27 protein-coding genes are annotated in these 24,546 nt (G+C 61.7%); 19 read left to right on the top strand and 8 right to left on the bottom strand.

Annotated elements, in window-relative coordinates:
* Positions 1-38 precede the first annotated feature (38 nt).
* The 6 genes from ACVINW_RS21600 (at position 39) to ACVINW_RS21575 (ending at position 4,805) form a co-directional block, all read left to right on the top strand.
* Complete coding sequence (locus tag ACVINW_RS21600; RefSeq protein ID WP_456756465.1) at positions 39-782, top strand: heme-binding protein; 744 nt, start codon at positions 39-41, stop codon at positions 780-782.
* Positions 783-933: 151 nt separating this feature from the next.
* The gene (locus ACVINW_RS21595) at positions 934-2,730 is read left to right on the top strand and encodes a PQQ-dependent dehydrogenase, methanol/ethanol family (protein WP_456756464.1); all 1,797 of its coding nucleotides are present in this window, start codon (positions 934-936) and stop codon (positions 2,728-2,730) included.
* Complete coding sequence (locus tag ACVINW_RS21590) at positions 2,714-3,544, top strand: substrate-binding domain-containing protein (RefSeq protein WP_456753150.1); 831 nt, start codon at positions 2,714-2,716, stop codon at positions 3,542-3,544. Before ACVINW_RS21595 ends, ACVINW_RS21590 begins: the two co-directional genes overlap by 17 nt.
* 3 nt (positions 3,545-3,547) lie before the next feature.
* Positions 3,548-4,171 carry a c-type cytochrome gene (locus ACVINW_RS21585; RefSeq protein WP_456753149.1) on the top strand — a complete coding sequence of 208 codons (624 nt, stop codon included), beginning with the start codon at positions 3,548-3,550 and terminating at the stop codon, positions 4,169-4,171.
* A gap of 20 nt (positions 4,172-4,191) precedes the next feature.
* Positions 4,192-4,581 (top strand): c-type cytochrome, encoded by a 390-nt coding sequence (locus tag ACVINW_RS21580; RefSeq protein WP_456753148.1) that lies wholly within the window; start codon positions 4,192-4,194, stop codon positions 4,579-4,581.
* A 5-nt stretch (positions 4,582-4,586) separates the two neighbouring features.
* Positions 4,587-4,805 carry a hypothetical protein gene (locus ACVINW_RS21575; RefSeq protein ID WP_456753147.1) on the top strand — a complete coding sequence of 73 codons (219 nt, stop codon included), beginning with the start codon at positions 4,587-4,589 and terminating at the stop codon, positions 4,803-4,805.
* A gap of 82 nt (positions 4,806-4,887) precedes the next feature.
* On the opposite strand, the gene ACVINW_RS21570 is transcribed toward ACVINW_RS21575, so the two are convergent.
* Positions 4,888-5,745, bottom strand: a complete 858-nt coding sequence (locus ACVINW_RS21570) for an SDR family oxidoreductase (protein ID WP_456753146.1) — start codon at positions 5,743-5,745, stop codon at positions 4,888-4,890.
* Between the two features lie 119 nt (positions 5,746-5,864).
* On the opposite strand from ACVINW_RS21570, the gene ACVINW_RS21565 reads away from it, so the two are divergent.
* Positions 5,865-6,185, top strand: coding sequence for a low affinity iron permease family protein (locus tag ACVINW_RS21565; RefSeq protein WP_456753145.1), 321 nt, complete (start codon positions 5,865-5,867; stop codon positions 6,183-6,185).
* Between the two features lie 1,285 nt (positions 6,186-7,470).
* Here ACVINW_RS21565 and ACVINW_RS21560 read toward each other — a convergent pair.
* The 4 genes from ACVINW_RS21560 to ACVINW_RS21545 form a co-directional block, all read right to left on the bottom strand.
* On the bottom strand, positions 7,471-7,782 hold the full coding sequence (locus ACVINW_RS21560; protein WP_456753144.1) for a DUF6894 family protein: 312 nt from the start codon (positions 7,780-7,782) through the stop codon (positions 7,471-7,473).
* A gap of 432 nt (positions 7,783-8,214) precedes the next feature.
* Positions 8,215-8,550 carry a hypothetical protein gene (locus tag ACVINW_RS21555; RefSeq protein ID WP_456753143.1) on the bottom strand — a complete coding sequence of 112 codons (336 nt, stop codon included), beginning with the start codon at positions 8,548-8,550 and terminating at the stop codon, positions 8,215-8,217.
* 176 nt (positions 8,551-8,726) lie between these two features.
* Entirely contained in the window at positions 8,727-8,972 is a 246-nt protein-coding gene (locus tag ACVINW_RS21550; protein WP_456753142.1) for a DUF3551 domain-containing protein, read from the bottom strand.
* Positions 8,973-9,231: 259 nt separating this feature from the next.
* Positions 9,232-9,540, bottom strand: coding sequence for an NUDIX hydrolase (locus tag ACVINW_RS21545; protein ID WP_456753141.1), 309 nt, complete (start codon positions 9,538-9,540; stop codon positions 9,232-9,234).
* 322 nt (positions 9,541-9,862) lie between these two features.
* On the opposite strand from ACVINW_RS21545, the gene ACVINW_RS21540 reads away from it, so the two are divergent.
* Complete coding sequence (locus tag ACVINW_RS21540; protein WP_456753140.1) at positions 9,863-11,239, top strand: Nramp family divalent metal transporter; 1,377 nt, start codon at positions 9,863-9,865, stop codon at positions 11,237-11,239.
* Between the two features lie 98 nt (positions 11,240-11,337).
* On the opposite strand, the gene ACVINW_RS21535 is transcribed toward ACVINW_RS21540, so the two are convergent.
* Positions 11,338-12,123, bottom strand: coding sequence for an SDR family NAD(P)-dependent oxidoreductase (locus ACVINW_RS21535; protein WP_456753139.1), 786 nt, complete (start codon positions 12,121-12,123; stop codon positions 11,338-11,340).
* A gap of 155 nt (positions 12,124-12,278) precedes the next feature.
* Here ACVINW_RS21535 and ACVINW_RS21530 point away from each other — a divergent pair, with 155 nt between their 5' ends.
* From ACVINW_RS21530 to ACVINW_RS21515, 4 genes are all read left to right on the top strand, one after another.
* Positions 12,279-13,454: a zinc-dependent alcohol dehydrogenase gene (locus ACVINW_RS21530; RefSeq protein WP_456753138.1), complete on the top strand. Its 1,176-nt coding sequence runs from the start codon at positions 12,279-12,281 to the stop codon at positions 13,452-13,454.
* A 43-nt stretch (positions 13,455-13,497) separates the two neighbouring features.
* Positions 13,498-14,013 carry a hypothetical protein gene (locus tag ACVINW_RS21525; protein ID WP_456753137.1) on the top strand — a complete coding sequence of 172 codons (516 nt, stop codon included), beginning with the start codon at positions 13,498-13,500 and terminating at the stop codon, positions 14,011-14,013.
* A 34-nt stretch (positions 14,014-14,047) separates the two neighbouring features.
* On the top strand, positions 14,048-15,187 hold the full coding sequence (locus tag ACVINW_RS21520) for a DUF305 domain-containing protein (RefSeq protein ID WP_456753136.1): 1,140 nt from the start codon (positions 14,048-14,050) through the stop codon (positions 15,185-15,187).
* A 297-nt stretch (positions 15,188-15,484) separates the two neighbouring features.
* A complete protein-coding gene (locus ACVINW_RS21515) occupies positions 15,485-16,282 on the top strand; it encodes a Crp/Fnr family transcriptional regulator (protein WP_456753135.1) in 798 nt (265 codons plus the stop codon).
* Here ACVINW_RS21515 and ACVINW_RS21510 read toward each other — a convergent pair.
* Both ACVINW_RS21510 and ACVINW_RS21505 read right to left on the bottom strand, forming a co-directional pair.
* Positions 16,186-17,217, bottom strand: coding sequence for a hypothetical protein (locus ACVINW_RS21510; protein WP_456753134.1), 1,032 nt, complete (start codon positions 17,215-17,217; stop codon positions 16,186-16,188). The two genes, ACVINW_RS21515 and ACVINW_RS21510, sit on opposite strands and share 97 nt — an antisense overlap.
* Entirely contained in the window at positions 17,214-17,522 is a 309-nt protein-coding gene (locus tag ACVINW_RS21505; RefSeq protein WP_456753133.1) for a hypothetical protein, read from the bottom strand. The genes ACVINW_RS21510 and ACVINW_RS21505 overlap by 4 nt, the downstream gene beginning before the upstream one ends.
* A gap of 336 nt (positions 17,523-17,858) precedes the next feature.
* Here ACVINW_RS21505 and ACVINW_RS21500 point away from each other — a divergent pair, with 336 nt between their 5' ends.
* The 7 genes from ACVINW_RS21500 to ACVINW_RS21470 are packed head-to-tail and all read left to right on the top strand — an operon-like array spanning position 17,859 to position 24,350.
* Positions 17,859-18,953, top strand: coding sequence for an inositol-3-phosphate synthase (locus ACVINW_RS21500; protein WP_456753132.1), 1,095 nt, complete (start codon positions 17,859-17,861; stop codon positions 18,951-18,953).
* A 3-nt stretch (positions 18,954-18,956) separates the two neighbouring features.
* Complete coding sequence (locus ACVINW_RS21495; RefSeq protein ID WP_456753131.1) at positions 18,957-19,550, top strand: histidine phosphatase family protein; 594 nt, start codon at positions 18,957-18,959, stop codon at positions 19,548-19,550.
* Positions 19,547-20,650, top strand: coding sequence for a CgeB family protein (locus tag ACVINW_RS21490; RefSeq protein WP_456753130.1), 1,104 nt, complete (start codon positions 19,547-19,549; stop codon positions 20,648-20,650). The genes ACVINW_RS21495 and ACVINW_RS21490 overlap by 4 nt, the downstream gene beginning before the upstream one ends.
* A gap of 1 nt (position 20,651) precedes the next feature.
* Positions 20,652-21,440, top strand: a complete 789-nt coding sequence (locus ACVINW_RS21485; protein ID WP_456753129.1) for a sugar phosphate nucleotidyltransferase — start codon at positions 20,652-20,654, stop codon at positions 21,438-21,440.
* Positions 21,437-22,204: a TIGR04290 family methyltransferase gene (locus tag ACVINW_RS21480; protein WP_456753128.1), complete on the top strand. Its 768-nt coding sequence runs from the start codon at positions 21,437-21,439 to the stop codon at positions 22,202-22,204. Before ACVINW_RS21485 ends, ACVINW_RS21480 begins: the two co-directional genes overlap by 4 nt.
* Positions 22,201-23,154, top strand: coding sequence for a beta-xylosidase (locus ACVINW_RS21475; protein ID WP_456753127.1), 954 nt, complete (start codon positions 22,201-22,203; stop codon positions 23,152-23,154). Before ACVINW_RS21480 ends, ACVINW_RS21475 begins: the two co-directional genes overlap by 4 nt.
* The gene (locus tag ACVINW_RS21470; protein ID WP_456753126.1) at positions 23,142-24,350 is read left to right on the top strand and encodes a phosphopentomutase; all 1,209 of its coding nucleotides are present in this window, start codon (positions 23,142-23,144) and stop codon (positions 24,348-24,350) included. Before ACVINW_RS21475 ends, ACVINW_RS21470 begins: the two co-directional genes overlap by 13 nt.
* Positions 24,351-24,546: the final 196 nt, after the last annotated feature.

Raw genomic sequence — 24,546 nt, 5'->3', positions numbered from 1 at the left:
TTTGGACGGGGGCAGTAGCCTTATCAGTTGCCGGTCTCCTGCTCTCGAAACAGTCTGTTGCGCAAGATCCCTCCCAGGGTGCCGGCGCATCCTGTCCGGTCGATCACGACCACCTGGCCGATATCCTGAAGAAAAGCGTCAAGCCCTCGGGCGGGCCGAGCAATGGCGGGCTCGACAATCATGAATGGGCCGCGGTGGTCAACCGGCAGGGCGTTGTCTGCGCAGTTGCATTCAGCGGCAACAAGGCCGACGATCAATGGCCGGGCAGCCGCGCCATCGCCGCGGAGAAGGCCAACACCGCGAACGCGTTCAGCCTGAAGGACAAGGCGATGGCGACCGCGAATCTCTACACCGGAGCACAACCCGGCGGCTTTCTATTCGGTGCGGCGTCGAGTAATCCGCCAATTCCGGATACGATCTATGCGGGCCAGAGCCAGGATTTCGGGACGCAGCATGATCCGATGATCGGCAAGCCGATCGGCGGTGTCATCGTCTTCGGCGGCGGATTGCCGCTCTACGACGGCAACGGCATCGGGGGCGCGCTCGGCGTCAGCGGAGACAGTTCGTGTGCAGACCATAACGTCGCCTGGCGCGTGCGCCACCTGCTCGACCTCGATCATGTGCCTGCCGGCGTCAGTCCCAACATGAAGGACGCGATCATCTACGATATCGGACCGGACGGCAAAAGCCCCTCGGGCTTCGGTCATCCGAAGTGCAACGGCAAGGAAGACCAGATTGCGGTCGATCTCGGCGCGGGCGTGTCAGGAAACGTCGTGCGTTGAGCCACCCAAGCCATTTTTGGAACCAAGCCAAGGCGCAACGTTTGTACGTCGGTGACCGGAAATGCAACGCGGCACCCGGCCTCCATCGCCGTGGAGACTTTCACCTATGTTAAACACGAACGGTCGCCGCGCCTTGGTCGCAACGGCGAGCATGGTCTGCGCTGCCTGGACCTCATTTGCTTTCGCGCAAAGCGACCTGCAGAACCGAATGAGGGATCCCGGACAATGGCCGATGGCGGCGCGCGATTACGCCAACACGCGCTATAGCGGTCTCGATCAGATCAATGCGGGCAACGCATCGCGCCTGCAGCTCGCCTGGACTTTCTCGGTGGGAGCTGACCGCGGTCAGGAGGCGGCTCCGCTTGTCGTCGACAATACGATGTATGTGGTGGGTCCCTACGCAGGCCCTTATCCCAATCGCGTCTTCGCGCTGGATGCCACCACCGGAGAGCTGAAGTGGTCCTATGCCCCGAAGCCAGAGCCGGCGGCGGCCGGCGTTGCCTGCTGCGATGTGGTCAACCGCGGCCTCGCCTACGACAATGACAAGGTTTTCCTCAACACGCTCGACAACCATACCGTGGCCATCGATGCCAAGACGGGCAAGGAACTCTGGCATACGAAGCTCGGCGAAATCAACAAGGGCGAGACCATCACGATGGCGCCGATCGTCGCCAAGGGGAAGATCCTGGTCGGCAACAGCGGCGGCGAAATGGGTGTGCGTGGCTGGCTCACTGCGCTCGACGAGAGCACAGGCGCGATCTTCTGGCGCGCCTACTCCACCGGCCCGGACAAGGACGTGCTGATCGGCGACGACTTCAAGCCATTCTACGCCAATCTCAAGGACAAGGACCTTGGCGTGAAGAGCTGGCCGGCGGACCGCTGGCAGGTCGGCGGCGGCACCGTGTGGGGCTGGGTCTCCTACGACCCGGAGCTCAACCTCGTCTACTACGGAACCGCCAACCCGAGCCCCTGGAATGCCAATCAGCGCAGCGGCGACAATCTCTGGAGCAGCACGATCTTCGCGCGCGATGCGGACACCGGGCACGCCAAATGGGCCTATCAACTCAATCCCCATGACCTGTTCGATCACGACGAGATCAACGAGAACGTCTTGGTCGACCTCGCTATCAATGGGCAGACGCGCAAGGTGCTGATTCACCCCGGCCGCAACGGCTACATGTATGTCATCGACCGCAGCACGGGTGAGGTGATTTCCGCCGACGCCTATGAGCTCATCAACGCCTACAAGGGCGTCGACCTCAAGTCGGGACGGATCATACCGAACGAAGACAAGACGCCGCTGCTCGGCAAGACCATTGAGGATATCTGCCCGGCGTCGCCGGGCGCCAAGGATTGGCAGCCCACCGCCTGGTCGCCTCGAACCAAGCTGCTCTACGTTCCGCATCAACATCTCTGCATGAACTTCAAGGCGTCCCAGGTCGGCTACATCGCCGGCACGCCTTATGTCGGTGCCGACGTCGACATGTATGCCGGGCCCGGCGGCTATCGCGGCGAGTTCATGGCCTGGGACCCCGTTGCACGGAAGAAGGTCTGGGAGATTCACGAGCGTCTCCCGGTGTGGAGCGGCGCGCTCGTCACGGCCGGCGACGTCGCCTTCTACGGCACCATGGATCGGCTCTTCAAAGCTGTGGACGCGAAGGACGGTCACCTGCTTTGGCAGTTCCGCGCCGGCTCCGGCTTCATCGGCCAGCCCATCTCTTACCGCGGCTCCGATGGGCAGCAGTATATCGCGATCCTGTCCGGTGTCGGCGGCTGGCCCGGGGTGGTCGCGAACGCAGAGGTCGATGCCCGGGTGCGCAACAGCGCGCTGGGCTTCACGGGAGCCACCCAGGATTTGCCGTTCTACACCGCAGGCGGCAGCGAATTGCTCGTGTTCAAGCTCGGCGGCACAAATGGTCAGGACAACGGTCATGCGCCGGCTCGTTGAGTGTGTTTGCACGATCCTGGCCGTTACGCTCGGCACTGCCGCCGCGGCTACGGAGCAGGCTGGCGAGCTTCGCGTGTGTGCCGATCCGAACAATATGCCGTTCTCCAATCGCGCGGAGCAGGGGTTCGAGAACAGGCTCGCCGCCATGATGGCCGAACAATTCGGGATGCGGCTCTCCTACACCTGGTGGGCGCAGCGCCGCGGCTTCATCCGTAATACGCTCAGGGCCGGAAAATGCGACGTCGTGATCGGCGTTCCGGACCGCTTCGAAATGGCGGAGACGACGAAGCCGTATTACCGCTCGACCTACGTCTTCGTGACGCGGCGGGACCGGCATCTCGATGTCGCATCGCTGCTCGATCCGAAACTGCATCAGTTGAGGATCGGGGTTCACTTGATTGGCGATGACGGAAACAATGCGCCTCCGGCCGAGGCACTCGGCGAACAGGGCATCGTCGACAATGTTCGCGGCTACTCGATCTACGGCGACTATCGCGACGCCGATCCACCCGCGCGCCTGATCGAGGCGGTCGAAAGCGGCGAGATCGATGTCGCCGCAGCGTGGGGGCCGCTCGGCGGCTACTTCGCCAAAGGATCGCCAGTCAGACTCATGGTCACCCCGGTCCGGGACGGCGAACGATTTGCGCCGCAGCAGTTCCAGTTTTCGATTTCGATGGGCGTACGCAAGGGCGATCATGCGCTGCGAGACCGCCTCAATGAATTCATCGACGGGCATCGGCCGGAGATCACCTCGCTGCTGCGCAGCTACGGCGTCCCCTTGGTCGAGACGCAAACCTCCGCCGGAGGCGGTTAGCTGATGCGGACGGTCCTCGCACTTGGCGGATTCCTGCTTTTCGCGAGCAGCCAAGCCGCGATCGGCCAGCAGAGCCTGCCGCAATCGCAGGAAGCGCAAACGCCCACGGTCTCTCCGCGCCCGGATTTCGGACAAAGCGTCGGCAACGGCCGGCCTGGCGTGTTCATGCAGGTGCCCGTCAGCCACCTCTTTCCGGGCGCTCAGCCAAGCAACCCGACGATCAAGAACCCGATGCAGGGTGATCCGAAGGCCGAGCAGCGCGGCATGACCTATTTCGTCAACTTCAACTGCGTCGGCTGCCACGCCGCAAATGGCGGCGGTGGCATGGGCCCGTCACTCAGCAACAACATCTTCACTTACGGCTCGCAACCGGAAAACATCTACCTTTCCATCTACCAGGGACGGCCGAACGGCATGCCTGCCTGGGGCGCCGTATTGCCGGACACGGTGATCTGGGATCTGGTCACCTATATCGGCAAGATCAGCAACGAACCGAGCCGCCATTGGGGCCGCACATTCTCCGCGGAACCGTTGTCACCCGAGATCGAGCAGGTTCCGACCGAGCAGGTCTCGACCAGCGATCCTTGGTCCAGCACCAAGAAATTCAGTTCGGGTCAAAAGCCGTGAGCGCGCGATGGCAGCCCCCAATGGGCGGCAGGATCGCAATGTCGGCGCGCCGCTTGCTCGTTGTGCTTTGCCTTGGATCAGCCTTGACCGCGTACGGAAACATTGCCGCGTGGGGTGCCGAAAATTTCAATGGCAGTTCGCGCCGCGGTGCAGATCTCGTGAAACGGTACGGATGCGGTGGCTGCCACGAAATTCCTGGAATCGCTAACGCCGACGGAAATGTCGGCCCCTCGCTTCGACGAATCGCCACCAGGACATATATCGCCGGATTCATCCAGAACTCGCCCGAGAACATGACGTTCTGGGTTCAGGATCCGCAAAGAATGCTGCCCGGCAACGCCATGCCGAGCTCGGGTATTTCGCAGGACGATGCGAGCGATATCGCCGCATTCCTCTACACGTTGCGATAACGGCCATGGGTCAGCCCAATCCTGCGCCAGCGGTGTGGCACGAACTGGTTGCTCGCCTCGCGCATATCGACCGCCGAATGGTCGTGGCGGAAAGCATGTTTGTTGGCGGTTGGGCATTGATGTGGGCTTCGTCGCTTAAACTTATTCCCTTCATCCTGCCGGAAATCTGGCTCGCACTGATCATCCTCGGCCTTCTCGGCGCGAAGCCGAAAAGACCGAAATAGGTCACCCACGTCGAGGACATTCTCGCGCGCTGATGACTTCAGCCACGCCGATCGTCGCTTTCGGGCAGCAACGGCATCGCTCTCATATGAAGGGTTTGCCGCCGGTGACCGCCACCGTCGTCCCCGACGTGTAGCTCGAAAGCGGATCGGCGAGCATGACGTACGCGGTTGCGAGCTCGGCGGGTTGCCCTGCGCGCTTCATCGGCACTTGCTGGCCGAACGTCTTGACCGCCTCTTCCGGCATCGTGGATGGGATGAGCGGTGTCCAGATCGGACCCGGCGCGACCGCGTTGACCCGAATTCCCCTCGCTGCAAGCATTTGCGCAAGTCCGCCGGTGAAGTTCTGAATGGCGCCCTTTGTGGTCGCATAAGCCAACAGGATCGGGTTTGGCATATCGGAATTGACGGAAGCCGTATTGATGATCGCGGCTCCGGGCTTCATGTGAGGCACGGCCGCCTTGCTCAGGTAGAACATGGCGTGGATATTGGTTTCGAACGTGCGTTGCCACTCTTCATCGCTGATGTCGCCGATATCCTTGAATGTCGCCTGATGCGCAGCGTTGTTGACGAGAATGTCGATCCCGCCCAATTCATCCACGGCGCGGCGAACGATGCCGCGACAATGCTCGGCGTTGCGAACGTCACCGGAAATCAGCACGGCCTTGCGTCCCTCTCTTTCGACCAGGCTCTTGACCTCGGCAGCGTCCTCGTCCTCGTCGAGATAGGCAAGCACCAGATCCGCCCCCTCCCGCGCATAGGCGATCGCGACCGCACGTCCAATTCCGCTATCGCCGCCCGTGATGATCGCTTTGAAGCCGGTAAGCCGGCCGGATCCCCTGTAGCTCGCCTCGCCATGATCGGGCCTTGGGTCCATCTTGCTGGTCAAGCCCGGCATCGGTTGCTTCTGAGGGGGAAACGGCGACTTGGGAAAATCGGTCATGGCGCACTCCAAGATGGAATTGACCAACCGCGGGCTCCCCACGGTCGTTCCTGCATCCGTCCGCCGAATCCGATTCGGCGCCCATTGGAACCGCTCCAGCAAATCGACGTTCCCGCAGAATGTCTTTTGCATCAGCTAAAGGTTGGCTTACCACGCTAGGCACAGCAACGGCACGGCCCGCCGCCTTCGTCATCTTTGTGCTGTACTCGATCGCCTGGATTGCGTTTGGCAATGGCCTCGAATGGCATTCATTCGCCACACTGGCGACATGGGGCATGACACTGCTCATCCAACGAGCCGAGCATCGCGACACACAAGCCATTCACGCCAAGCTTGACGAACTATTAAGGGCGAGCGGACATCCGCGCCTGATGGAAGTCGACGACGAGGACGCGGAGGAAGTTGAACGGCAGCGCGAGCACGTCAGACGAAAACGCTGACGTTCGGGGCTTGGCGGAGCCCCAGTCTATTTCGTGCGCTTGCGAGCGCTGTTGCGTCGAACCTGCGCGCCCGCTGCTTGACTGCACAGCAGGGCAAATGGCCGATGCCAGGCTTCCGAAGCAGGTGATCCATTGGCTCGAGGGATGCAGGCAGTGCAGATTTCACCAGACCACGCGGATTGGCTCGAGGACGCCCGATCGCCGGTTTATCGCACCAACGTCCGACGCTATCGACGGCTCCGCACCGGTCCGGCGGTGCCCCGCCCGCCTGGGCCGCCGCTGACCGATTGCGCAACAGATCCCGAGCCGGCCTTCAAAACCGGCTCGGGCAAACTCCCTCAGCGTCCCCGGCGCTCCTTCGTGTCATTCATGGTTGCTCCGGGGTTCGCCGAGCGCGGGCTGCTCGAGGCACCCTGACCGGTAGCTGCCGCCGGAGAGTCACCGCCGCCTGCGCCGCCAGCCGAGCCTCCGGCGCCTGCACCGCCCGCGCCTGCGCCACCTGCACCCGCGCCGGCACCGCCACCGGCGCCGGCCCCGCCTCCGCCGGCACCGCCACCGCCCCCGCCGCCGCCTTGGGCGGTTGCTGCGGCTATTGACCCGAAGATGATTGCGGCTGCCAAAGCGATTTTCGCTACTTTCATTTGAGCGCTTCCTCTGTGTTGGACCAGAGCGAGCAACATCTCTCGGGTACGGACGTTCCTAAGAGCGCTTCCTTCAGCAGGATGTGTCGCAGCGGCGATGCGTCGCGGCGAGGGCTTCAAGCCTCGCGCGCTCTGATCACGAGACTGACTGCTCCCAACATTCCGGACGGGCCGATATCGGGCTCTCCAGCAGCTTCCTGTCCAAGAAAGGGGCTTGCTGCGCGGAGAACGATGGTTATCGACGGCAGCCGGCCACAGGAATACTCTCTCATCGAAGAGATGGCCTCGTCGCCTTCCTGAGATTCGTCTTCAACGCCAGGGTGACGCCCGATGGCCACTGGCAGATGCTGTCCGCTGCAGATTCCGGGCCAAATGCTCGATCTGGAAAGTCCTCACCTCAACGTCATGGACCATGAGCTTCTAGCACTCGCCCTGCATCCTGGGCTTCGTACCACACGATGCGCTACGCTGCCGGAACAGGCAGCGCCCAAACGTTGCGGACGCGTTGCGGCGCGAGACGATCGGCGCAACGATCTTCAGAGAATTGATCGTCAATGTAGGCACCGATCGGCGACCGAGCGCATGGCCCATCTTCTCATCGAGGGCCACAGCAGATTGCCAATCATTCACGCCCGACCGAACGTCTAGCTGGGCTCGATCTCGATGCGTTTGGCACGGACGTCGATCCTGAAGACCGGGGTATCTTCGCGCGTGACCACAACCGACCACTGGTTGGACTGGTCGAGATCCAGGTTAGAATCGATATCCCGAACGGTCATCACAGCAACCTCCCAGGCTGCCTCGTCGCTTGGCAGCTCCTCGCCTTCCGGGTCATAAAACGGGTGGCCATTTGAGATATGGAAGTAATATTTGCTCATCGAGATCAAACCATGTGCAGATGGCTCGTTCCTGCCGTGCAAATCAGACGCGGCCATACCAGACGCGACGCCATTCATGACTCTGGCACCGCACCACCCTGGCGCCAACGCGCATGACGTCGAAGCTTGCGGCGCTTCACATAGCATAAGGCGGGAACCGACTTCCGGTTGCAATACAGTGGGCGGCCTGAACCGCGCTGGCTGCTCGCGTGGAAGCAGTCCTGGCGTTTTACCGCGTTAAACGAGGGCCCTGTTCAGGATTCTGTGCTTGAGCCAGAAGGCCCGCTGTCGCCATCAATGTGGTGAGCCCTGACTCCTTGCAGGGGACGGCAGTATCATCGTGCTCGAATACGCCAACGCGGATCTGGTGATGAAGGCGGCCACAAAGATTATGCAAGAGACAGGACGCCGTGTCGTTGCGTGTGATGACCAAGCGAACGCGACCGGCACGGTTCGTCGCGTACAACCCCACACGGATCGCATCACCGGTCAGTGCATTCCCACCCTCTCCTATCTCTTCCGATCGGCCGACGGCCCGTCGATCGGTTTCCGAGGCGAATCAGCGGCCATCTCGGGAGATTTCTCCTCTGAGAACTCATGGCCCCGGAATGGATTCGCGGCTTCATCGTCATAACCGCGCCTGCTGCTGAAGAACATAAGCGCCATGAGGCCGCAACCAACGACGAGGGAGAAGAAAACTCCGAAGCCCATCGCCATCCATCCGGCACGAGTCATATCGGCTGAGCTTGCGGAATTCCAGCCGGCGACCGCAAGCATGATGGCGAGCACAAGCAATCCGATCAGCACCGCCAAGATGGCGACTTGTCCTCGACCAATGCAGGGCATGGCGATCTCCTTGCTGAGGGGCGAAGCTAGCTGCCGTCACCGCTCCATCACCCGCTGCGGCGCGTCTTCTCCGGCGTTCAGCGGCAGAGACGTCGAGCCCGTTTATCATCAGTCTCGCAAGCCGATCGAGGCCGAAGACGAGCTCCAGCTAATCCCGATCGGCCGAGACCAGAACATCAATACCGATCTCGATAGCGCGGACGCTGCTGACCGAACGCCGCGCGCGGGTTAACCCCGCATGTCACATTCCTTCCGGATGCCGATGCAAGACATTGGGCGCGCGTTTGGTACATGCAGTCGCCGGGATATCCGACGCCTCTTCCCTGCACGCACCATGGGTAGTCACGTGCATTGGCGACGGTGACGTTTGTCAGTCCTGAAATTGCAAGCGCCATGACCGCGATGAACAGATAGATACGCATGCTTGACTCTCTCGAGGCGATGCTCGTCCAACCGAGCAAAACGGCTCAAGTTCCTAACGGGTCGGCAGCCGAGTTCAGCGAGCCACGGCTTGAATAGGGATGGCGTCGAGCCTGACGCCCCGATGTGGCAGGCGCCCGACGGTCTCCCGCGCCCCTATTTGCGCCACTTGTTGCGCGCAAAGCGCGCGATCAACCGGCTCAGCTCAGATTTGTGGACCAGCGCTGCGGCCCGCTTTACCGGCAGCCATTTGGTTTCGCGTTACCCACGCTCGGGCCACCGAGGCTTTCGCGCGCGAACTTTCATCGGGAACAGCTGGACGTCGCAGGCAATCCTGCGCTTTCCCTTCCGGCTATTGTGACTGTAGCGGCCGATCGGCTTTCCTCGCACTCTACCCAGCACGCCCGCCTTCTCGAAGGCTTCGATCTCGGCGGTGCGCTGCGGCTTGCCGCGCTTCGGCCAACCCTTCGGGACCGACCACCGCTGCTTGCGCCCTGTCGTGATCAGCAGGATGCACAAGTCAGCCTTGCGTCGACGGAAAGGAAGAGCCGCGAATTGCTTGTTGCCCATGCGCGAAGACGGAAATGCCTGGTCAGCGTCGCTTACCGGGAGCGGAGTGCAGCGCCGCTTTACCAGCGCTCCGGAGCTCGTCGAGAGACGGCCGCCCATTGTGCACGGCTTGCAGCAACCCGAAAGCTACGCTGGTCCGCCGGCTCGTGTCGGACCGCGGCACATCTCCGCAGACCTCGTCAAGCACCGCGCGGAGCACTGCCGCCGTCTCGCTATCGAGCATCGCTGCCTCCCTGCCTTCACGGATAGACCTTGATGGTAGCGCGAGACTGCGGGAGATGATTTTAAGTATGTTAGGATAGCGTGCAGATTTCGATCCTATTTGCTGTTTGATTTCGATCGGCACCGTGAGGAACTTCGGGGCACCGCGCGCGCTGATCTCGGCGTGCCGACCGAACGTCGGCGGTCTAGATCCGGCTGTCCCGATTTGACTGACAACAGCGAGAAAACTCGCCCAAACTGGCGCCGCGCCCTCGGGCTCGGCATCGTGGCGGGCGCCGCCGACGACGATTGCTCTGCGATCGGGACCTATGCCAGTGCCGGCGCGCAGTTCGGACTCACGCTGCTCTGGATGGCGCCCGTCACGTTTCCGATGATGTTCTCGGTCGTCTATCTCTCCTCCAAACTGGGACAAGTCACCGGCAAAGGGCTATTCCAGGTCGTCCGAGAACGCTATCCGAAATGGCTGCTGTGGCCGATGCTGATCGGCGTGCTGATCGGAAACACCATTGAGGCCGCCGCCGACATTGCTGGCATGGCGGCCTGTCTGAACATCTTTGTGCCGATACCGCCGTTCCTGACCGAGATCGCGATCGCCGGCATCATCCTGCTGTTTCAGATGTTCGGCTCCTACGACTTCATCCGCAACGTGTTCAGATGGCTGGCGCTCTCGCTGTTTGCTTATGCCGGGTCAGCGATCCTCGCCAGGCCTGATCCGGCCGAGATCCTGCGCGGCACCTTCCTGCCCCATGTCGAACTGACCAGGGATTCTCTTTCGATCCTCGTCGCCATCATCGGAACCACGCTGTCGGCGTATCTCTATACCTGGCAATCCAACGTCGAGGTTGAAGAAAAAATTGCCGCCGGCAAGACCAGGACAGCCGAGCGACGCGGCGCGAGCGATGCCGAACTCGCACGCTCGCAGCGCGACATCGTCGTCGGAATGGTATTCTCGAATATTATCATGTACTTCATCATCCTATCGACCGGTGCGACACTGCATCAGGTCGGACAGACCAATATCGAGAGTGCGGCGCAAGCAGCGGAGGCACTTCGTCCATTGGCCGGCAGCGGTGCGACCGTGCTGTTCGCCACAGGGGTGATCGCGGTCGGCTTCCTGGCTGTTCCCGTGATGACGACCGGAGCCGCCTACGATCTCGCTCAAGCGATCGGCTGGAAAAGCAGCCTTCATGCGAGGCCTCGCGAAGCCAAGGCGTTCTATGCCTTGATCGCTGGCTTCACCACGCTCGCCGTCGTGCTGAACAGTTTCGGCATTAATCCCATGAAGGCTCTGGTCTATGCCGGCATCGTACAGGGCTTTTCGACGCCACCGCTGCTTTTGTTCATCGTGCTGCTCACCAACGATCGGGAGCTGATGGGAGATAAGACCAACAGCTTCTGGCTTAATCTGCTCAGCTGGGTCACCGTGGCCGCCATTTTCACGGCCAGCATCGGCCTCGTTGTATCCTGGTTGCTATAGGCGACAAGGCAAGACCTGCTCGCCGCAACCGCCTTGAAGAACCATCCTTGCGGAGATCGAGGCCGCCAGGCTGGTTCGGGCCGGCACTCAATAGGAGCTTACTTCTTGGCAGTTCCCGGCTCCGCCATCTTGCGGTGCTGCTTGGCAAGAAGGGCGGCGGGGGTAATGTCGGCAACTGCCGACTGCAGCTTATTTTTCAGGCCGGTGACGACGTCCCCCTCGCCCTTCATCATCGCATCGAAGCCGGCTCTGGCGACATCTGCGGCATCGTCCTTCTTCGTGGTGCCGACGCTAGTATCCATCATGTCAGCGCGGCGGAAAAATTCCGTCTCGGTCGCACCGGGCATCAGGCAGGTTACAGTGACGCGGGTATCGCGCAATTCTTCCCGGAGCGCAAAAGAGAATGAGTCGAGAAACGCCTTGGAGCCATTGTAGACAGCCTGGAAGCTGCCGGGGATGAAGCCGGCGATTGAGCCGGTGATCAGGATGCGGCCGGAATCCCGGCGGCGCATCTCGTTGCCGACGCAATGGAGGAGATAGACCGTTCCGGTGATATTAGTGTCGATGACCCGCCGGATGCCGTTGAAATCCTGGTCCAGGAAAGCGCGACCGAGACCGACGCCGGCATTCGCCAGCAGAGCGTCGACCGGACGGCCCTGCGTGGCGGCACAGAGACGATCGACCCCTTCCGTCGTCGAGAGATCCGCCAGCACTGCATCCACCTGTCCACCGAATCCCCGCAGCTCAGCAGCCGCCGTTTCGATCGCGTTCTCATCGGCGGCTATCAGGAGATCGAAGCCCGCCTGCGCGCAGCATCGGGCAAGTTCCAGGCCGATACCGGTGGATGCGCCGGTGACGATAGCAAATTGACGTGCGGCTGACATGAGCAATCCTCGAACAAATGAGTTGCTCGCTCAAATCGCCGACAGTCGGCTTGTTCCTATCCGTCCCTTCCATCACCGGCTGCAAAACTTCTCGAGCGCTAGCAACCAACTTTGTCGGTTCGACTTGAAATTCATCATTCAGACCGGAGGCAGAGATGAAGGCGCTGGTTTGGCACGGCAAGGAAGATATTCGCTGCGACGAGGTCACCGATCCGCGGATCGAGGATCCGCGCGACGCCATCATCAGGGTCACGAGCTGCGCGATCTGCGGCTCCGACCTGCACCTGTTCCACAACTTCATCCCCGGCATGCTGCCCGGCGACATCATGGGCCACGAGACGATGGGTGAGGTCGTCGAGACCGGTGACGCGGTGGACGGCAAGCTGAAAAAAGGCGATCGCGTCGTGGTGCCCTTCACCATCATCTGCGGCCAATGCGAGCAATGCAAACGCGGCAATTTCTCCGTATGCGAGACCACCAACCGCAAGCGGCATCTGGCGGAAAAGGTGTTTGGCCACACCACGGCGGGACTGTTCGGCTACACGCACCTGACCGGCGGCTATCCGGGCGGCCAAGCGGAATACCTCCGCATTCCCTTTGCCGACACCACGCACATCAAGATTCCCGAGAGCCTCTCAGACGAACAGGTACTGTTCCTCAGCGATATCTTCCCGACCGGCTGGCAGGCCGCAGCGCAGTGCGACATCGAGCCGACCGATACGGTTGCGATTTGGGGCTGCGGTCCCGTTGGCCAAATGGCGATCCGCAGCGCGATCCTGCTCGGCGCCAACCAGGTAATCGCGATCGATTGCGTGCCGGAGCGGCTCAGCATGGCCGAGGCCGGCGGCGCGACCATTGTCGACTTCAAGGCCGAAAGCGTGATGGATCGATTGCAGGAGCTGACCGACGGCCGCGGTCCGGACAAGTGCATCGATGCAACTGGCATGGAATCCCACGTGATGCCGTCGCAGCCGGACACAATCCTCGATCGCGCCAAGCAGATGCTGATGCTGGAGAGCGATCGTCCCCATGTTTTGCGCGAGATGATCTATCTCTGCCGGCCGGGCGGCGTGATCTCGATTCCCGGTGTCTATAGCGGCTTCTCGGACAAGATCCCGATGGGAGCCCTGATGAACAAGGGGCTCACGGTCCGCACCGGTCAGACCCATGTCAGCCGCTGGACCGACGATCTGCTGCGCCGCATCGCCGACGGCGAGATCGACCCGTCCTTCGTCATTACCCACATCGTCGACCTCGAGCACGGACCCGAGATGTACAGGCTCTTCCGTGACAAGCAGGACAGCTGCGTCAAGGTCGTGCTGAAGCCCTGAACCCAAAGCGAGAGCTGACACCATGTACTATGTTGCCAACATCATGCGCTCGAAGGGCGATCCGAAGATCGTGCGCAGTGGACCGCGACATGCTCCTCCGGCGGACCGTCTTGCGCGCTCACTCGGCTGGTTCAGCATCGGGCTCGGTACTCTCGAGCTGCTCGCGCCTCGCCGCATCACGCGGCCCCTCGGCATGCAGGGGGACGAAACCTTGGTGCGCGCGTTCGGTCTGCGGGAAATCTTCAGCGGCATCATGTCGCTGTCCATCGACCGCAATGCCGGCCTGTGGAGCCGGGTCGCCGGAGATGGGCTCGACGCCGCGGCATTGATGTCGGCGATGACACGGGACAATCCCAAGAAGCACAACGTCGCGCTCGCCTTGCTGATGATTGGCGGCATCGCCTTGCTGGACTACCGCGGCGCACGGGAAACGACGCGGCGGCCGCAAAGCGGGCGCCGCCGGCTGTATCCGGATCGCAGCGGCTTCCCGAAGGGGTTGGCGAGTGCCAGGGACTCGGCTCGGAAGATGCTATCGCGTACCAAGGCCGCATCATCCTAAGTGCGCATGGCGTACGCCAAGACAGAGCGGACCGATGACCGCATTGGCCGAGGCAAATCGAAACACGGCAGCCGCAGCCCATAAATCGCATTGGCTCGCCGCGGTGGAGCTCGGCCTGATCAGCAGCAGTTTCTCCACTATCGTCAGCCAGTTGGCCGCCGCGAGGATTGGCCGCGACGCCGCTGTCGACTGGATGACGGTTGCCGCGATCCCGGCACGGGACGGGGTGCTCGGCCCGGAGCCGTCATGGAGCGCGATCCTCGTTGGCATTGCTTTTCACCAATGGGCCGACTTGTCCTGGGCCGTCGTATTCTTTGGCCTGCTCGGCCGTTGGACCACACACCTGACACCGACGCAGATCCTGCTTGCGGCACTGCCTTGGGCGATCCTATCGTCCGCAGCGGAATGGTTCGTTCTGGTCCCGCTGTTCCCATTCTTCCAGCCGCTCTTCACGCTTCAGCAACCCTACTGGATCGGGCTGCTGGTTCACGCCTCCTCAGCCGTGATGTATCCGCTGTTCGTTTGGCTGCGCTGGCCCGCCCGATATGTGCCGGCTCGCGATGCGCAATTCGCCCGCAGCTGGGCTACCGCAGCCCTCATCCTCGTCATCATTCTTTCCTCCGCGGCGCTGGCCAGTGTGACCGGTCGCGAGCTTCCATGGGCCGGCGGCGATCTGGATGCGGATCAACTCTACATCCGCCATATGGCGACCCATCATGCCCAGGGTATCGAGCTTGCACGGCTCGGTGCCGAACGTGCCCGCGATCCCCATCTTCGGGCACTCGCTAGACTTATGGTCGCGAGCCAGGCCGGCGAGAACCGCATATTCGAACGCTGGTGGCAAAGCTGGTTCGAGGCTTCAATGCCGGACTGCACGGGCGACGAGCGCGCCCGAATGCCAGGCTTTCTGACCGCCCAGCAACTGCAAGAGGTTCGCGACGCCTCACCCGAGGCGTTCGACGAAGTGTTCGTGCAGATGATGACGCTGCATCACAAGGGCGCGGTCAAAATGGCGGACCAGGAATGGCGCAGCCGCGGCGACTTCCGGCTCCGCATCATGGCGCAGGCCATCCGTCACGAGCAGCAGGGTGAAATCGCCATGATGCAGGGTGCAACCGGGCCGCCGGCGGTCGCAATCGCCTTCCGCAACATGTTCAACGACAATGTCAACTAAGCTCCTCCGGCAACCAGTGCAGAACCGGCCGCCATGAGGTGCACGGCATACAAGTTCACGGAGACGGCTTCACGGAGACGGCGCCCAGCTGCCGGCAATCAACTTTGCTTGAGGTTTTCGTCGCATCGAAGCTCCGGCTCGCTCAATCCGCGGACTCTGCGCCAGGGTTGCCTCGATTACAGCGCGCCGCTTCCCCGCCGCTTTCTGGCTGTATCGCGCTGTACCAATTGTCCCAAGTTAATGACGGGCCCCCTGCACTCGCTAAGCTTTACTTCTAGGCCAAGTCTGGGCGACGCCATGCAAGCAGGATTCTCGTTTTCAAGATTTGCCGATCGTTTGGCGGGTCTGGGCGAACTATCGTCCGATACTCTCGACTTCTTGGCTGGGATGCCGAGCAGTATCGGCCACTACAGCTCTCGCCATCAACTCCTGCGGAGAGGAGAGCTGCCAGCGCATTGTCACCTGTTGCTGCAGGGATATCTCTGCTGGCAGGTTCCCGAGGGGCGCGATGGCAGGATCATCTCGATCCATGTCCCCGGCGACGTTCCGGATCTCTACACGATCCACGACCCCCGCATTGATTACGATCTTGTGACGGTTGGTGCCGCCGTCGTCGCGTCGGTGCCTCAACGCTTCTTCGTGGAGCTGGCCGAACTTTCGCCGTCACTCTCGCGTTCGCTATTTCGGCTCATTCTGATCGATGCCGCGAATTCGCGGAACTGGATCCTGAACGTGAGCAGCCGCGATGCGCTCGAACGCGTCGCACATCTCATTTGCGAAATAGCCACGCGGCTGCGCGCCGTGGGTCTGGCCAGAGACTTGCGAATTCCTTCCCCCTTCACGCAATCCGAACTTGCGGCGGCCTGCGGCATATCGGCCGTTCACGCCAACCGGACCATTCAGGAGCTGCGCCGCAGCAACCTGCTGCAATGGCATTCGAAGACCATTACGATCACGAACTGGTACGGCCTGGTTCGTCTGGCCGGATTTAATCCGGCCTATCTGCGGTTGCCGGCGTGCAACGAGATCGAGCCGGCGGAGCCGCCGGCGGCAAGATCAGCCGATGCAGTCGCTGTCGCCGCCTCGCTGCGCTGACATAGAGCAGTCCGGACTTCTTCGATAACGGGCGCCCAATCGCCCGGCCTTCTCTGCCGAAACAGCCTGGCCATCGGGTACCAGATGGAGCGTTGACCCGATGCAGGCCAGCGCCAGTCGCAGTCGGCATGCAGAAGCACCCACACCTCGAGCCCGAGCGCGCCGGCAAGATGCGCGATCATCGTGTCGACGCAAACGACCAGATCGAGCTGGGCTATCCGCCGGCCGAGCAAGCAAATATCCGCCGTGCTGATGTCCTGCGCGCCGATATCTCGTGACATCGCAGCGCCGGGTCCCAGCTGCAAAGAGTACAGGTCAAGATTGGACGAGCCGAGACGGCGCAGCTCGGACACTGGAATTTCTCTCCGCTTGTCCCAGGCGCCCACTTCCCAGACCAAGCCCACCGCCAATCGACCGCTTCCGCTTCGTCGAAATCCCGAAGGGCCCGGCGACAGGCTCAGATAGGGTCCCTGCAAGGCAATTTGGCTGCAGGTGGCCCTGATCGCGTGCGGTACCTCCATGATCTCGATATCGGTATCGAATTCAGCGTCCGGCCCACCATCGTGAAGTGGGATAGCACGATCGACGCCATCGGCGTGGGCGATAACCGGAAGCAATGCCGGCTGGCATAACAGCGTCACCTCGCGCGCAACCGCGCGCAATGCCGGCATGAAGCGAACGAACTGAATTGTGTCGCCAAGTCCGTGATAGCAACGAACCAGAACGTTCTGGCCGCGCAACTTCTCGCCCCGCCAGATTCGCTGCAAATGCCGCGGTCCGCTGTACTTGTCTACGTCAGACCGCCACAATTGCAGCAGGTAGCGATCATTGATCGTCCACGCTCGCTCGAAATCGCCCGCGCGCATCGCATCGATCCAGTCCTGTCCCGGCTTCTCGCCGGGTGACCGATCGGATGGCGTAACGCCATCGCTCATTTGGCGCCGGTGCGCCGAACGAATTTGTGAAAGCGGCTTGTCTTTCCGTCCTTGGTGCGATCCTGATAAAGGAACGCAAGGTCAGCCTCGTCGAACTTGCGGAAGAATTCGTCCCAGCCGATCCGGTCGAGTCCCTCGTCCGGCGGATCGAAGTCGATCCGTAGGATTCCTGCATGACCATCTCGTTCGGTCGCCTCCACCGTTGCCGGACGGCCGCTCCGCGATTCCACCCAGTGCCGGATTGCGTTGTGGTCTGTGGTGGTGTGGGCTTCAGGCTCTCCCGCCTTGGGATGGCTTTTCGTCATGGTCGTATCTCGCGTGCTTACTGATTTGATGGAGTACATAACTCAACTCGGGCTCTTCGGCGCAACGCCGCTTCGTCCGTTTTGTTCTTAGCGAGTTGCCGCGGACGCGCAGGTGCTTGCCCGCATCTGGAGCATCATCTTCTTCATCTTCATCCAGAACGAAGATCGTTCCATCTGGCGGGCTTCCGACACTAGCCTGAGTTAAACTATTTCGATTTATTCGGCCTGAGCCGCGATGTTGTCGCTCCCAACGGGATCTACTCAGGAACGAACATACCTGCGGTACGTTCGCCGACGTACTTACGTTCGTGCAAACTTCCCGGAGGATCATCGCAGATGCATTCACGCCTTCAGGACCGGCGGCGCGTTCGCGTCGGCATCGTTGGAGTTGGCAACTGCGCGAGCTCACTCGTGCAGGGCCTCGCCTATTACAGAGGCGCCGAGTCGAATGAGCCGGTGCCCGGCCTGATGAATGCGAACGTCGGTGGGTATCACATCAGCGACATCGAGATCAGTTCCGCGTTTGACGTCAACAGCAACAAGATCGGTCGCGATGTGGCCGACGCGATCGGAGCGGCCCCGAACAACACGCACCGCTTCTGCGATGTCGAGCGGACTGGCGTCGTCGTCCAGAAGGGCCCGCTGCTCGACGGGGTTGGCCGCTACCTCGAAGGCGACATTCCAGTGGACCACACGCCGCCGGTCGATGTCGTTGATACCCTGATGAAATCGCGGACGGATGTGCTGGTGTCGTATTTGCCGGTCGGCTCGCAGCGTGCCGGTGAATGGTATGCCGAACAGGCAATCGGAGCGGGCTGCGGATTCGTCAATTGCATTCCTGTATTCATTGCCTCCAACCCGTCCTGGCGCCGTCGTTTCGAGGAAGCCGGCCTTCCGCTGATCGGCGACGACATCAAGAGCCAGGTCGGCGCCACGATCGTGCACCGCGTCCTTGCCAATCTGTTTCGCGAACGAGGCGTCCGGCTCGACCGGACGTACCAGCTGAATGTCGGCGGCAATACCGACTTCAAGAATATGCTGGAACGCGATCGGCTCATATCGAAGAAGATCTCGAAGACCCAGGCCGTCACCAGTCAATTCGACGTGCCGATGGATGCCGACAATGTTCATGTCGGTCCGAGCGATCATGTCCCGTGGCTGACCGACCGCAAGCTCGCCTTCATCCGTCTCGAGGGAACGACGTTCGGCGGCGTTCCGCTTTCGGCCGAAGTCAAACTTGAGGTCTGGGACTCGCCAAATTCCGCAGGCGTCGTGATCGACGCGGTCCGCTGCGCCAAGCTCGCGATGGACCGCGGGATCGCCGGGGCTCTGACCGGTCCTTCAAGCTACTTCATGAAATCACCTCCACAGCAGTTCACCGACGATGAGGCCCGTCGGCGCACGCGTGCCTTTATCGAGGAGGGGCAGTGACTGATGGCGAAGACCATTCACCTTATCCGGCATGGCCACCACCCGCTGCTTGGGCGGTACCTCTGCGGCAGGCAGCCGGGAGTATCGCTTGACCTGTTGGGGCGCCGCCAAATGGCACATTGCGCCGAATTGATGCACCCGCGACCGGACATCGTCCGCTCGAGCCCTCAACTCCGCGCCCGGCAATCGGCCAATGTTTTGGGCGGCGCACTGGGCTTGCGGGTCGAGGTTGCCTCTGAAGTCGACGAACTCGACTACGGCGAATGGACCGGGCAGCAATTCGCGGATCTGCAAAGCGATCCGGCCTGGTTGCGGTGGAACACCCAGCGCAGCAGAAACCGCCCGCCAGGCGGCGAGAGCATGGGCGCGCTGCAAACCCGGGTCGTCGCATATCTTGACCGATTGCGGAACGATCCTGCCGGGACCATCGCCCTGGTCAGTCACGCGGAGCCGATCCGGGCGGCACTACTTCACTACAAGGGCCTCTCGCTGGACGAATTTCTCTCAATCAAAGTCGAACCGGCCAGCATCAGCACACTGTCGCTCGAGGAGGACCGCGTTCAGGTCGGCCACAGCAACGATGGGGTGGCAGCGTGAAGATCGTGATCTTCGGCCTGACGATCTCGTCGTCATGGGGCAACGGCCATGCGACCCTCTGGCGCGGCCTGTGCAAGTATCTCGCCCGTCACGGTCACAGTGTTGTGTTCTATGAGCGGGACGTGCCCTACTACGCGGCAAACCGGGATATGTTCGAACTGCTCGGCGGTCGCCTGGAGCTGTTTTCGTCCTGGTCCGAGATCGAGGATCACGCGCGCGGCGACGTGTCGGATGCGGATGCCGCGGTGGTCACCTCCTATTGTCCGGATGCCATCGCGGCGACCGACTTGATCCTTCAGCACGGGAGCGCGCTTCCCGTCTTCTATGATCTGGACACGCCCATCACCATGGCTCGGCTGAACGCCGGACAACCCGTTTCCTATATCGGAGCGTCAGGCCTCCGAGGTTTCAAGCTCGTGCTGAGCTTCACCGGCGGTCCACGGATACTAGAGGAATTTCAGCGACGGTTGGGCGCCGAAAAGGTTTGCCCGCTCTATGGTCACGTTGACGGCGAGGTGCATCACCCTGCGGCTCCCCAGCCGCACTATCGCGCCGCCCTGTCATATCTTGGAACATATTCCGAAGACCGTCAGAGGGTGTTGGAGGATTTGTTCGTCACTCCCGCGCGCAAGAGACAGGATCTGCGGTTCCTGATCGGCGGCGCACAGTATCCCGAAAACTTCCCATGGTCGCCGAATGTCTTCTTCGTTCGTCATCTGCCTCCTTCGGAGCACGCGCCGTTCTTTGCATCCTCGCGCCTCACGCTTAACGTCACGCGCAGGGCGATGGCGGAGATGGGCTGGTGTCCGTCGGGGCGGCTGTTTGAAGCTGCCGCCTGCGGCGCACCGCTCATCAGCGACGCCTGGATGGGGATCGACGAATTCTTGACGCCGGGCGACGAGATATTGCTCGGGCATGACGCTCACGACGTGCTCGCAGCGCTCGACATGGACGATTCCGAGTTGCAGCGGATGGCTCGCCGTGCCCGAGAACGCGTCTTGGCTCAACACTCGTCGGAGCGGCGCGCAAGCGAGTTGGTCGCTTTGCTGGAGCAAGCGACGCAACGCGAGATTGATCAACCCGAGCCTATGGAGGCCTGACATGTGGGGCATCGTGCCGGCCGCCGGCCGCGGCAGCCGTATCCAGCCGCTGGCGTTTTCAAAGGAGTTACTGCCGGTCGGGAGCCGGCATGACAACGGAGCGGATCGTCCCTGCGCTGTGGCGGAATATCTGGTCGAACGGCTGATCCTCGGAGGCGCCGACAAGATCTGCTTCGTCATTGCGCCCGGCAAATCCGACATACTCGAGTATTTCGGCGACCACTACCATACTGCGCAGCTAGCCTATGTCGTCCAGCCCGACGCATCGGGCTTGTGTGACGCTGTCTTCCGGGCGAGCACTGTGGTCGGGGATCGCGAGGACGTCGTGGTCGGCTTACCCGACACGATCTGGTTTCCCAAGACTGCGCTGCGTGCGCTGCCTGAGGTCGATCTCTCGTTCCTTCTGTTTCCTGTCGAACATCCGGAATTTTTCGATGCGGTGGTGCTCGAAGGCGAGCAGGTCCAGGAGATCCAGGTCAAGCGTCCGGATGCGGCGACCAACTGGATCTGGGGCGCCTTTCGGATGTCGGCGGCAAAGTTTCGGGACTTGCGGCAGCTTTGGGGACTGCGCGATCGTCGCGACGAATATTTCGGGACATTGGTGAACGCCTACCTCGCGGCCGGCGGCCGCGGCGTCGGGGTGAAGGCTGGCGATGCTTATGTCGACGTAGGGACCGTCAACGGCTACCGCACGGCGATGGCGCTGCTTTCCAATGGCGCCATCGAAGTCGCGGACCATGGTCGGCCACCTCCACACCCATTAGCGACCAACAAACGAGGAACCGCATGACGAGTGCTCCGCTTTCTCTGGAAGAAATTCGACAGCGAGTCGATGCACTTGGACCGTGGTTCCACAATCTCGACCTCAACGGGATCAGCACCGCTCCGTCGCATTTCCTTGGAGACTATCCGCGTGTGAAGTGGCTTCACTTCGCCGAAGTGATTCCCGACAATCTCGAAGGCAAGACCGTCCTCGACATCGGCTGCAATGCGGGGTTCTACGCGCTGGAAATGAAGCGCCGCGGCGCCGCGCGCGTACTCGGGCTCGATACCGACGAGGAATACCTGGCGCAGGCACGCTTTGCCGCTGAAGTGACTGGCCTCGATATCGAATTTCGCAGGCTCTCGGCCTACGACGTCGGGCAGCTTCGCGAAAGATTCGATCTCGTGATTTTCATGGGAGTCTTGTATCACCTGAGGCACCCACTGCTCGCGCTTGACATGATTCACGAGCACGTCGCGGCTGACCTGCTGTTGTTCCAGTCCATGCAACGTGGCGACAGTGGCGTCGATCACATCGACAGCGACTACGACTTCTGGACGACCGACCAGTTCGACTCGCCCGGCTATCCCAAGCTGCACTTCATCGAGCACAAATATGCCGAAGATCCTACCAACTGGTGGATACCGAACCGCGCCTGCGTGGAAGCCATGCTGCGCAGTTCCGGCTTTTCGATCACTGCCCATCCCGAGGATGAAGTCTACCTCTGCAAACGGCTGGCACAGCGTGAGCCCGCGAGGTGTATCCTTTCAGAAGAGGCTGCCGTGCGATGATCGAAGCGGCAAAGATTTGGAACGAACCAAACAATAAATCGCATTGGGACATATTGCTCGATCCGGATTGGACAAGATTCGCCGAGTTGGCCATCGCCGCGGGCAAGGCCATTCGGAGCGCGCACCCCACATTGCCGAGGGTCCTCGGCGGCATATCGCCGATTGATCCCGGCTTCATGCGCTCCATGCAGGCGCGCGGCGTGCTGGATCAGGTCGATGCGGTGGCGGTGCACGGCTTCCCGTTGGACTGGAATCTTTGGCAGATCGACCAATGGCCGAGCAAGCTCTCCGAAATTCAGGCCGAAGTCGTCGCGCTTCCCGTCTGGGTAACGGAAGTGGGCGTATCGTCGTTTGGCGCCGAGCAGGTGCAGGCATGGGGCCTCGAGCGCACCGCCGATCTGCTCATCGGCCGCACGCCGCGCATTCACTGGTACAGCCTGTATGATCTGCCGTCGACCTGGGAAGCGACAACCCGGCACAGGGAGGCGGAAGGCTCGTCCTACTACAGGCATTTCCATATGGGCCTACTGCGCGAGGATGGATCGCCCAAGCAGGCTCTCAAGCTCTATGAGCGATACGCGCCGGTTATGGGATTGTGTCAGTGGTTCCACTTCGAGGACCACCGATTGGAGGACGCGGCCAGCTGGATGCGCCGGCTCGGCGTAAGACATCTGCGAACCGGGCTGTCATGGGCCGATAGCTTTCGCCCCGGCGCGCTCGCCTGGTTCGACCGACAGATGGAGACGCTCGCCGAGTTCGACGTTACCCTGACATTCTGCTTCACACCGGAACATCGCGGCATCGCATCGCACCACACCAGTCCGCCCCTTGATGCGAACGAGTTCGCCGACTTCTGCGCGCAGATGGTCGAACGCTATTGCGCGAGGACCGGTGTAACATCGCCCCCAGTGAATGCAGATCCGGAAAGCAAGCCGATATGCGTGCTCTAATCCTCGTGATGGATTCGGTCGGGATTGGGATGAGCCCCGATGCCGAGCTGTATGGCGATGGCGGCGCCGATACGGTCGGTCACATCGCTGAAGCCTGCGCGCGTGGTACGGCCGACAACGATGCTCGCAAAGGTCCGCTTGCAATACCGCATCTGGTCGGGTTGGGACTGGGTCAGGCCTGTCGGCTCGCCACTGGCCGTATTCCGCCGGCGCTCGGCGGACCGGTCCATCCCCTTGCCATGTTCGGCTGCGCCAGCGAGCTTTCGAAGGGCAAGGATACACCCTCGGGGCATTGGGAGATCGCCGGCGTGCCGGTTCCGTTCGACTGGGGCTACTTTCCAAAGATCAAGCCATGCTTCCCACAAGACCTCGTCGAGCGTCTTTGCGAAGAAGCCGGCGTTAGCGGCATCATTGGGAACTGTCATGCCTCTGGCACGGAGATTATCCGCGAACTTGGCGAGCGCCACATGCGCAGCGGCGAGCCGATCTGCTACACGTCTGCCGACAGCGTATTCCAGATTGCCGCCCATGAGCAGACGTTCGGGCTGGAGCGCCTCTATCATGTGTGCGCGGTCGCTCGCCGCCTGGTCGACCGATTCAATATCGGCCGCGTCATTGCCCGCCCCTTCGTCGGTCCAGCGGCCGCGCACTTCAAGCGAACAGCACATCGTCGCGATTTTTCCGTCTCGCCGCCCGAACGGACGGTTCTCGATTTTGCGACCGATGACGGCCGTGATATCGTTTCGATCGGCAAGATCGACGACATTTTCGCGCACCGCGGCACCGGCCGCAACGAGCGCGGCGACGGCAACGATGCGCTGTTCGACTGCACGCTGGATGCGATCAACGATCTCTCGGACGGCGGGCTGCTATTTGCAAATTTCGTCGATTTCGACACGCTCTACGGCCATCGACGTGATGTCGCCGGATATGCCGCCGCACTCGAACAGTTCGACCGTCGCCTGCCCGAATTGCTGGCGCGCCTGAAAGCCGACGATCTGCTGATCATAACTGCCGATCACGGCTGTGATCCCACCTGGAGCGGGACGGACCATACCCGTGAGCAGGTGCCGATCCTGGCGCGAGCGAACGATCGGACGATGGTTATCGGCAGGCGCACCGGCTTCTCGGACATCGCAGCAACCGTTGCGCGCCATCTTGGCCTGCCTGCCGTCACACACGGCACGGCATTCTAGCTTGCGCGTCGTGCGCTTCACCAAGGTTATTGATCCAGGTTAGGCGAAGCATCGTTTGTACATTTCGCAGGAACAAACATTCCTCCGCGGGCGTCTTTCCTCCAAATGTGATTGGCGCGCGGTCAACCGACCATTTTCGTAGCGTGCTTCCACTCTCATCTCCCGGCCAGACACGCGGTCTGGCCTCATCCCGGAT

The sequence above is a fragment of the Bradyrhizobium sp. USDA 4461 genome (assembly GCF_054055655.1).
Note: the sequence above shows the minus strand (reverse complement) of the source record. Positions and strands in the feature narration are given on the sequence as shown.

Excerpts from the sequence above, each read along its gene's own strand:
- ACVINW_RS21595 (WP_456756464.1), top strand. The coding sequence starts at position 934 with ATGGTCTGCGCTGCCTGGACCTCATTTGCTTTCGCGCAAAGCGACCTG.
- ACVINW_RS21590 (WP_456753150.1), top strand. The coding sequence starts at position 2,714 with ATGCGCCGGCTCGTTGAGTGTGTTTGCACGATCCTGGCCGTTACGCTC.
- ACVINW_RS21585 (WP_456753149.1), top strand. The coding sequence starts at position 3,548 with ATGCGGACGGTCCTCGCACTTGGCGGATTCCTGCTTTTCGCGAGCAGC.
- ACVINW_RS21580 (WP_456753148.1), top strand. The coding sequence starts at position 4,192 with ATGGGCGGCAGGATCGCAATGTCGGCGCGCCGCTTGCTCGTTGTGCTT.
- ACVINW_RS21575 (WP_456753147.1), top strand. The coding sequence starts at position 4,587 with ATGGGTCAGCCCAATCCTGCGCCAGCGGTGTGGCACGAACTGGTTGCT.
- ACVINW_RS21570 (WP_456753146.1), bottom strand. The coding sequence starts at position 5,745 with ATGACCGATTTTCCCAAGTCGCCGTTTCCCCCTCAGAAGCAACCGATG.
- ACVINW_RS21565 (WP_456753145.1), top strand. The coding sequence starts at position 5,865 with ATGTCTTTTGCATCAGCTAAAGGTTGGCTTACCACGCTAGGCACAGCA.
- ACVINW_RS21560 (WP_456753144.1), bottom strand. The coding sequence starts at position 7,782 with ATGAATGGCGTCGCGTCTGGTATGGCCGCGTCTGATTTGCACGGCAGG.
- ACVINW_RS21555 (WP_456753143.1), bottom strand. The coding sequence starts at position 8,550 with ATGCCCTGCATTGGTCGAGGACAAGTCGCCATCTTGGCGGTGCTGATC.
- ACVINW_RS21550 (WP_456753142.1), bottom strand. The coding sequence starts at position 8,972 with ATGCGTATCTATCTGTTCATCGCGGTCATGGCGCTTGCAATTTCAGGA.
- ACVINW_RS21545 (WP_456753141.1), bottom strand. The coding sequence starts at position 9,540 with ATGGGCAACAAGCAATTCGCGGCTCTTCCTTTCCGTCGACGCAAGGCT.
- ACVINW_RS21535 (WP_456753139.1), bottom strand. The coding sequence starts at position 12,123 with ATGTCAGCCGCACGTCAATTTGCTATCGTCACCGGCGCATCCACCGGT.
- ACVINW_RS21530 (WP_456753138.1), top strand. The coding sequence starts at position 12,279 with ATGAAGGCGCTGGTTTGGCACGGCAAGGAAGATATTCGCTGCGACGAG.
- ACVINW_RS21525 (WP_456753137.1), top strand. The coding sequence starts at position 13,498 with ATGCGCTCGAAGGGCGATCCGAAGATCGTGCGCAGTGGACCGCGACAT.
- ACVINW_RS21520 (WP_456753136.1), top strand. The coding sequence starts at position 14,048 with ATGACCGCATTGGCCGAGGCAAATCGAAACACGGCAGCCGCAGCCCAT.
- ACVINW_RS21515 (WP_456753135.1), top strand. The coding sequence starts at position 15,485 with ATGCAAGCAGGATTCTCGTTTTCAAGATTTGCCGATCGTTTGGCGGGT.
- ACVINW_RS21510 (WP_456753134.1), bottom strand. The coding sequence starts at position 17,217 with ATGAGCGATGGCGTTACGCCATCCGATCGGTCACCCGGCGAGAAGCCG.
- ACVINW_RS21505 (WP_456753133.1), bottom strand. The coding sequence starts at position 17,522 with ATGACGAAAAGCCATCCCAAGGCGGGAGAGCCTGAAGCCCACACCACC.
- ACVINW_RS21500 (WP_456753132.1), top strand. The coding sequence starts at position 17,859 with ATGCATTCACGCCTTCAGGACCGGCGGCGCGTTCGCGTCGGCATCGTT.
- ACVINW_RS21495 (WP_456753131.1), top strand. The coding sequence starts at position 18,957 with ATGGCGAAGACCATTCACCTTATCCGGCATGGCCACCACCCGCTGCTT.
- ACVINW_RS21485 (WP_456753129.1), top strand. The coding sequence starts at position 20,652 with ATGTGGGGCATCGTGCCGGCCGCCGGCCGCGGCAGCCGTATCCAGCCG.
- ACVINW_RS21480 (WP_456753128.1), top strand. The coding sequence starts at position 21,437 with ATGACGAGTGCTCCGCTTTCTCTGGAAGAAATTCGACAGCGAGTCGAT.
- ACVINW_RS21475 (WP_456753127.1), top strand. The coding sequence starts at position 22,201 with ATGATCGAAGCGGCAAAGATTTGGAACGAACCAAACAATAAATCGCAT.
- ACVINW_RS21470 (WP_456753126.1), top strand. The coding sequence starts at position 23,142 with ATGCGTGCTCTAATCCTCGTGATGGATTCGGTCGGGATTGGGATGAGC.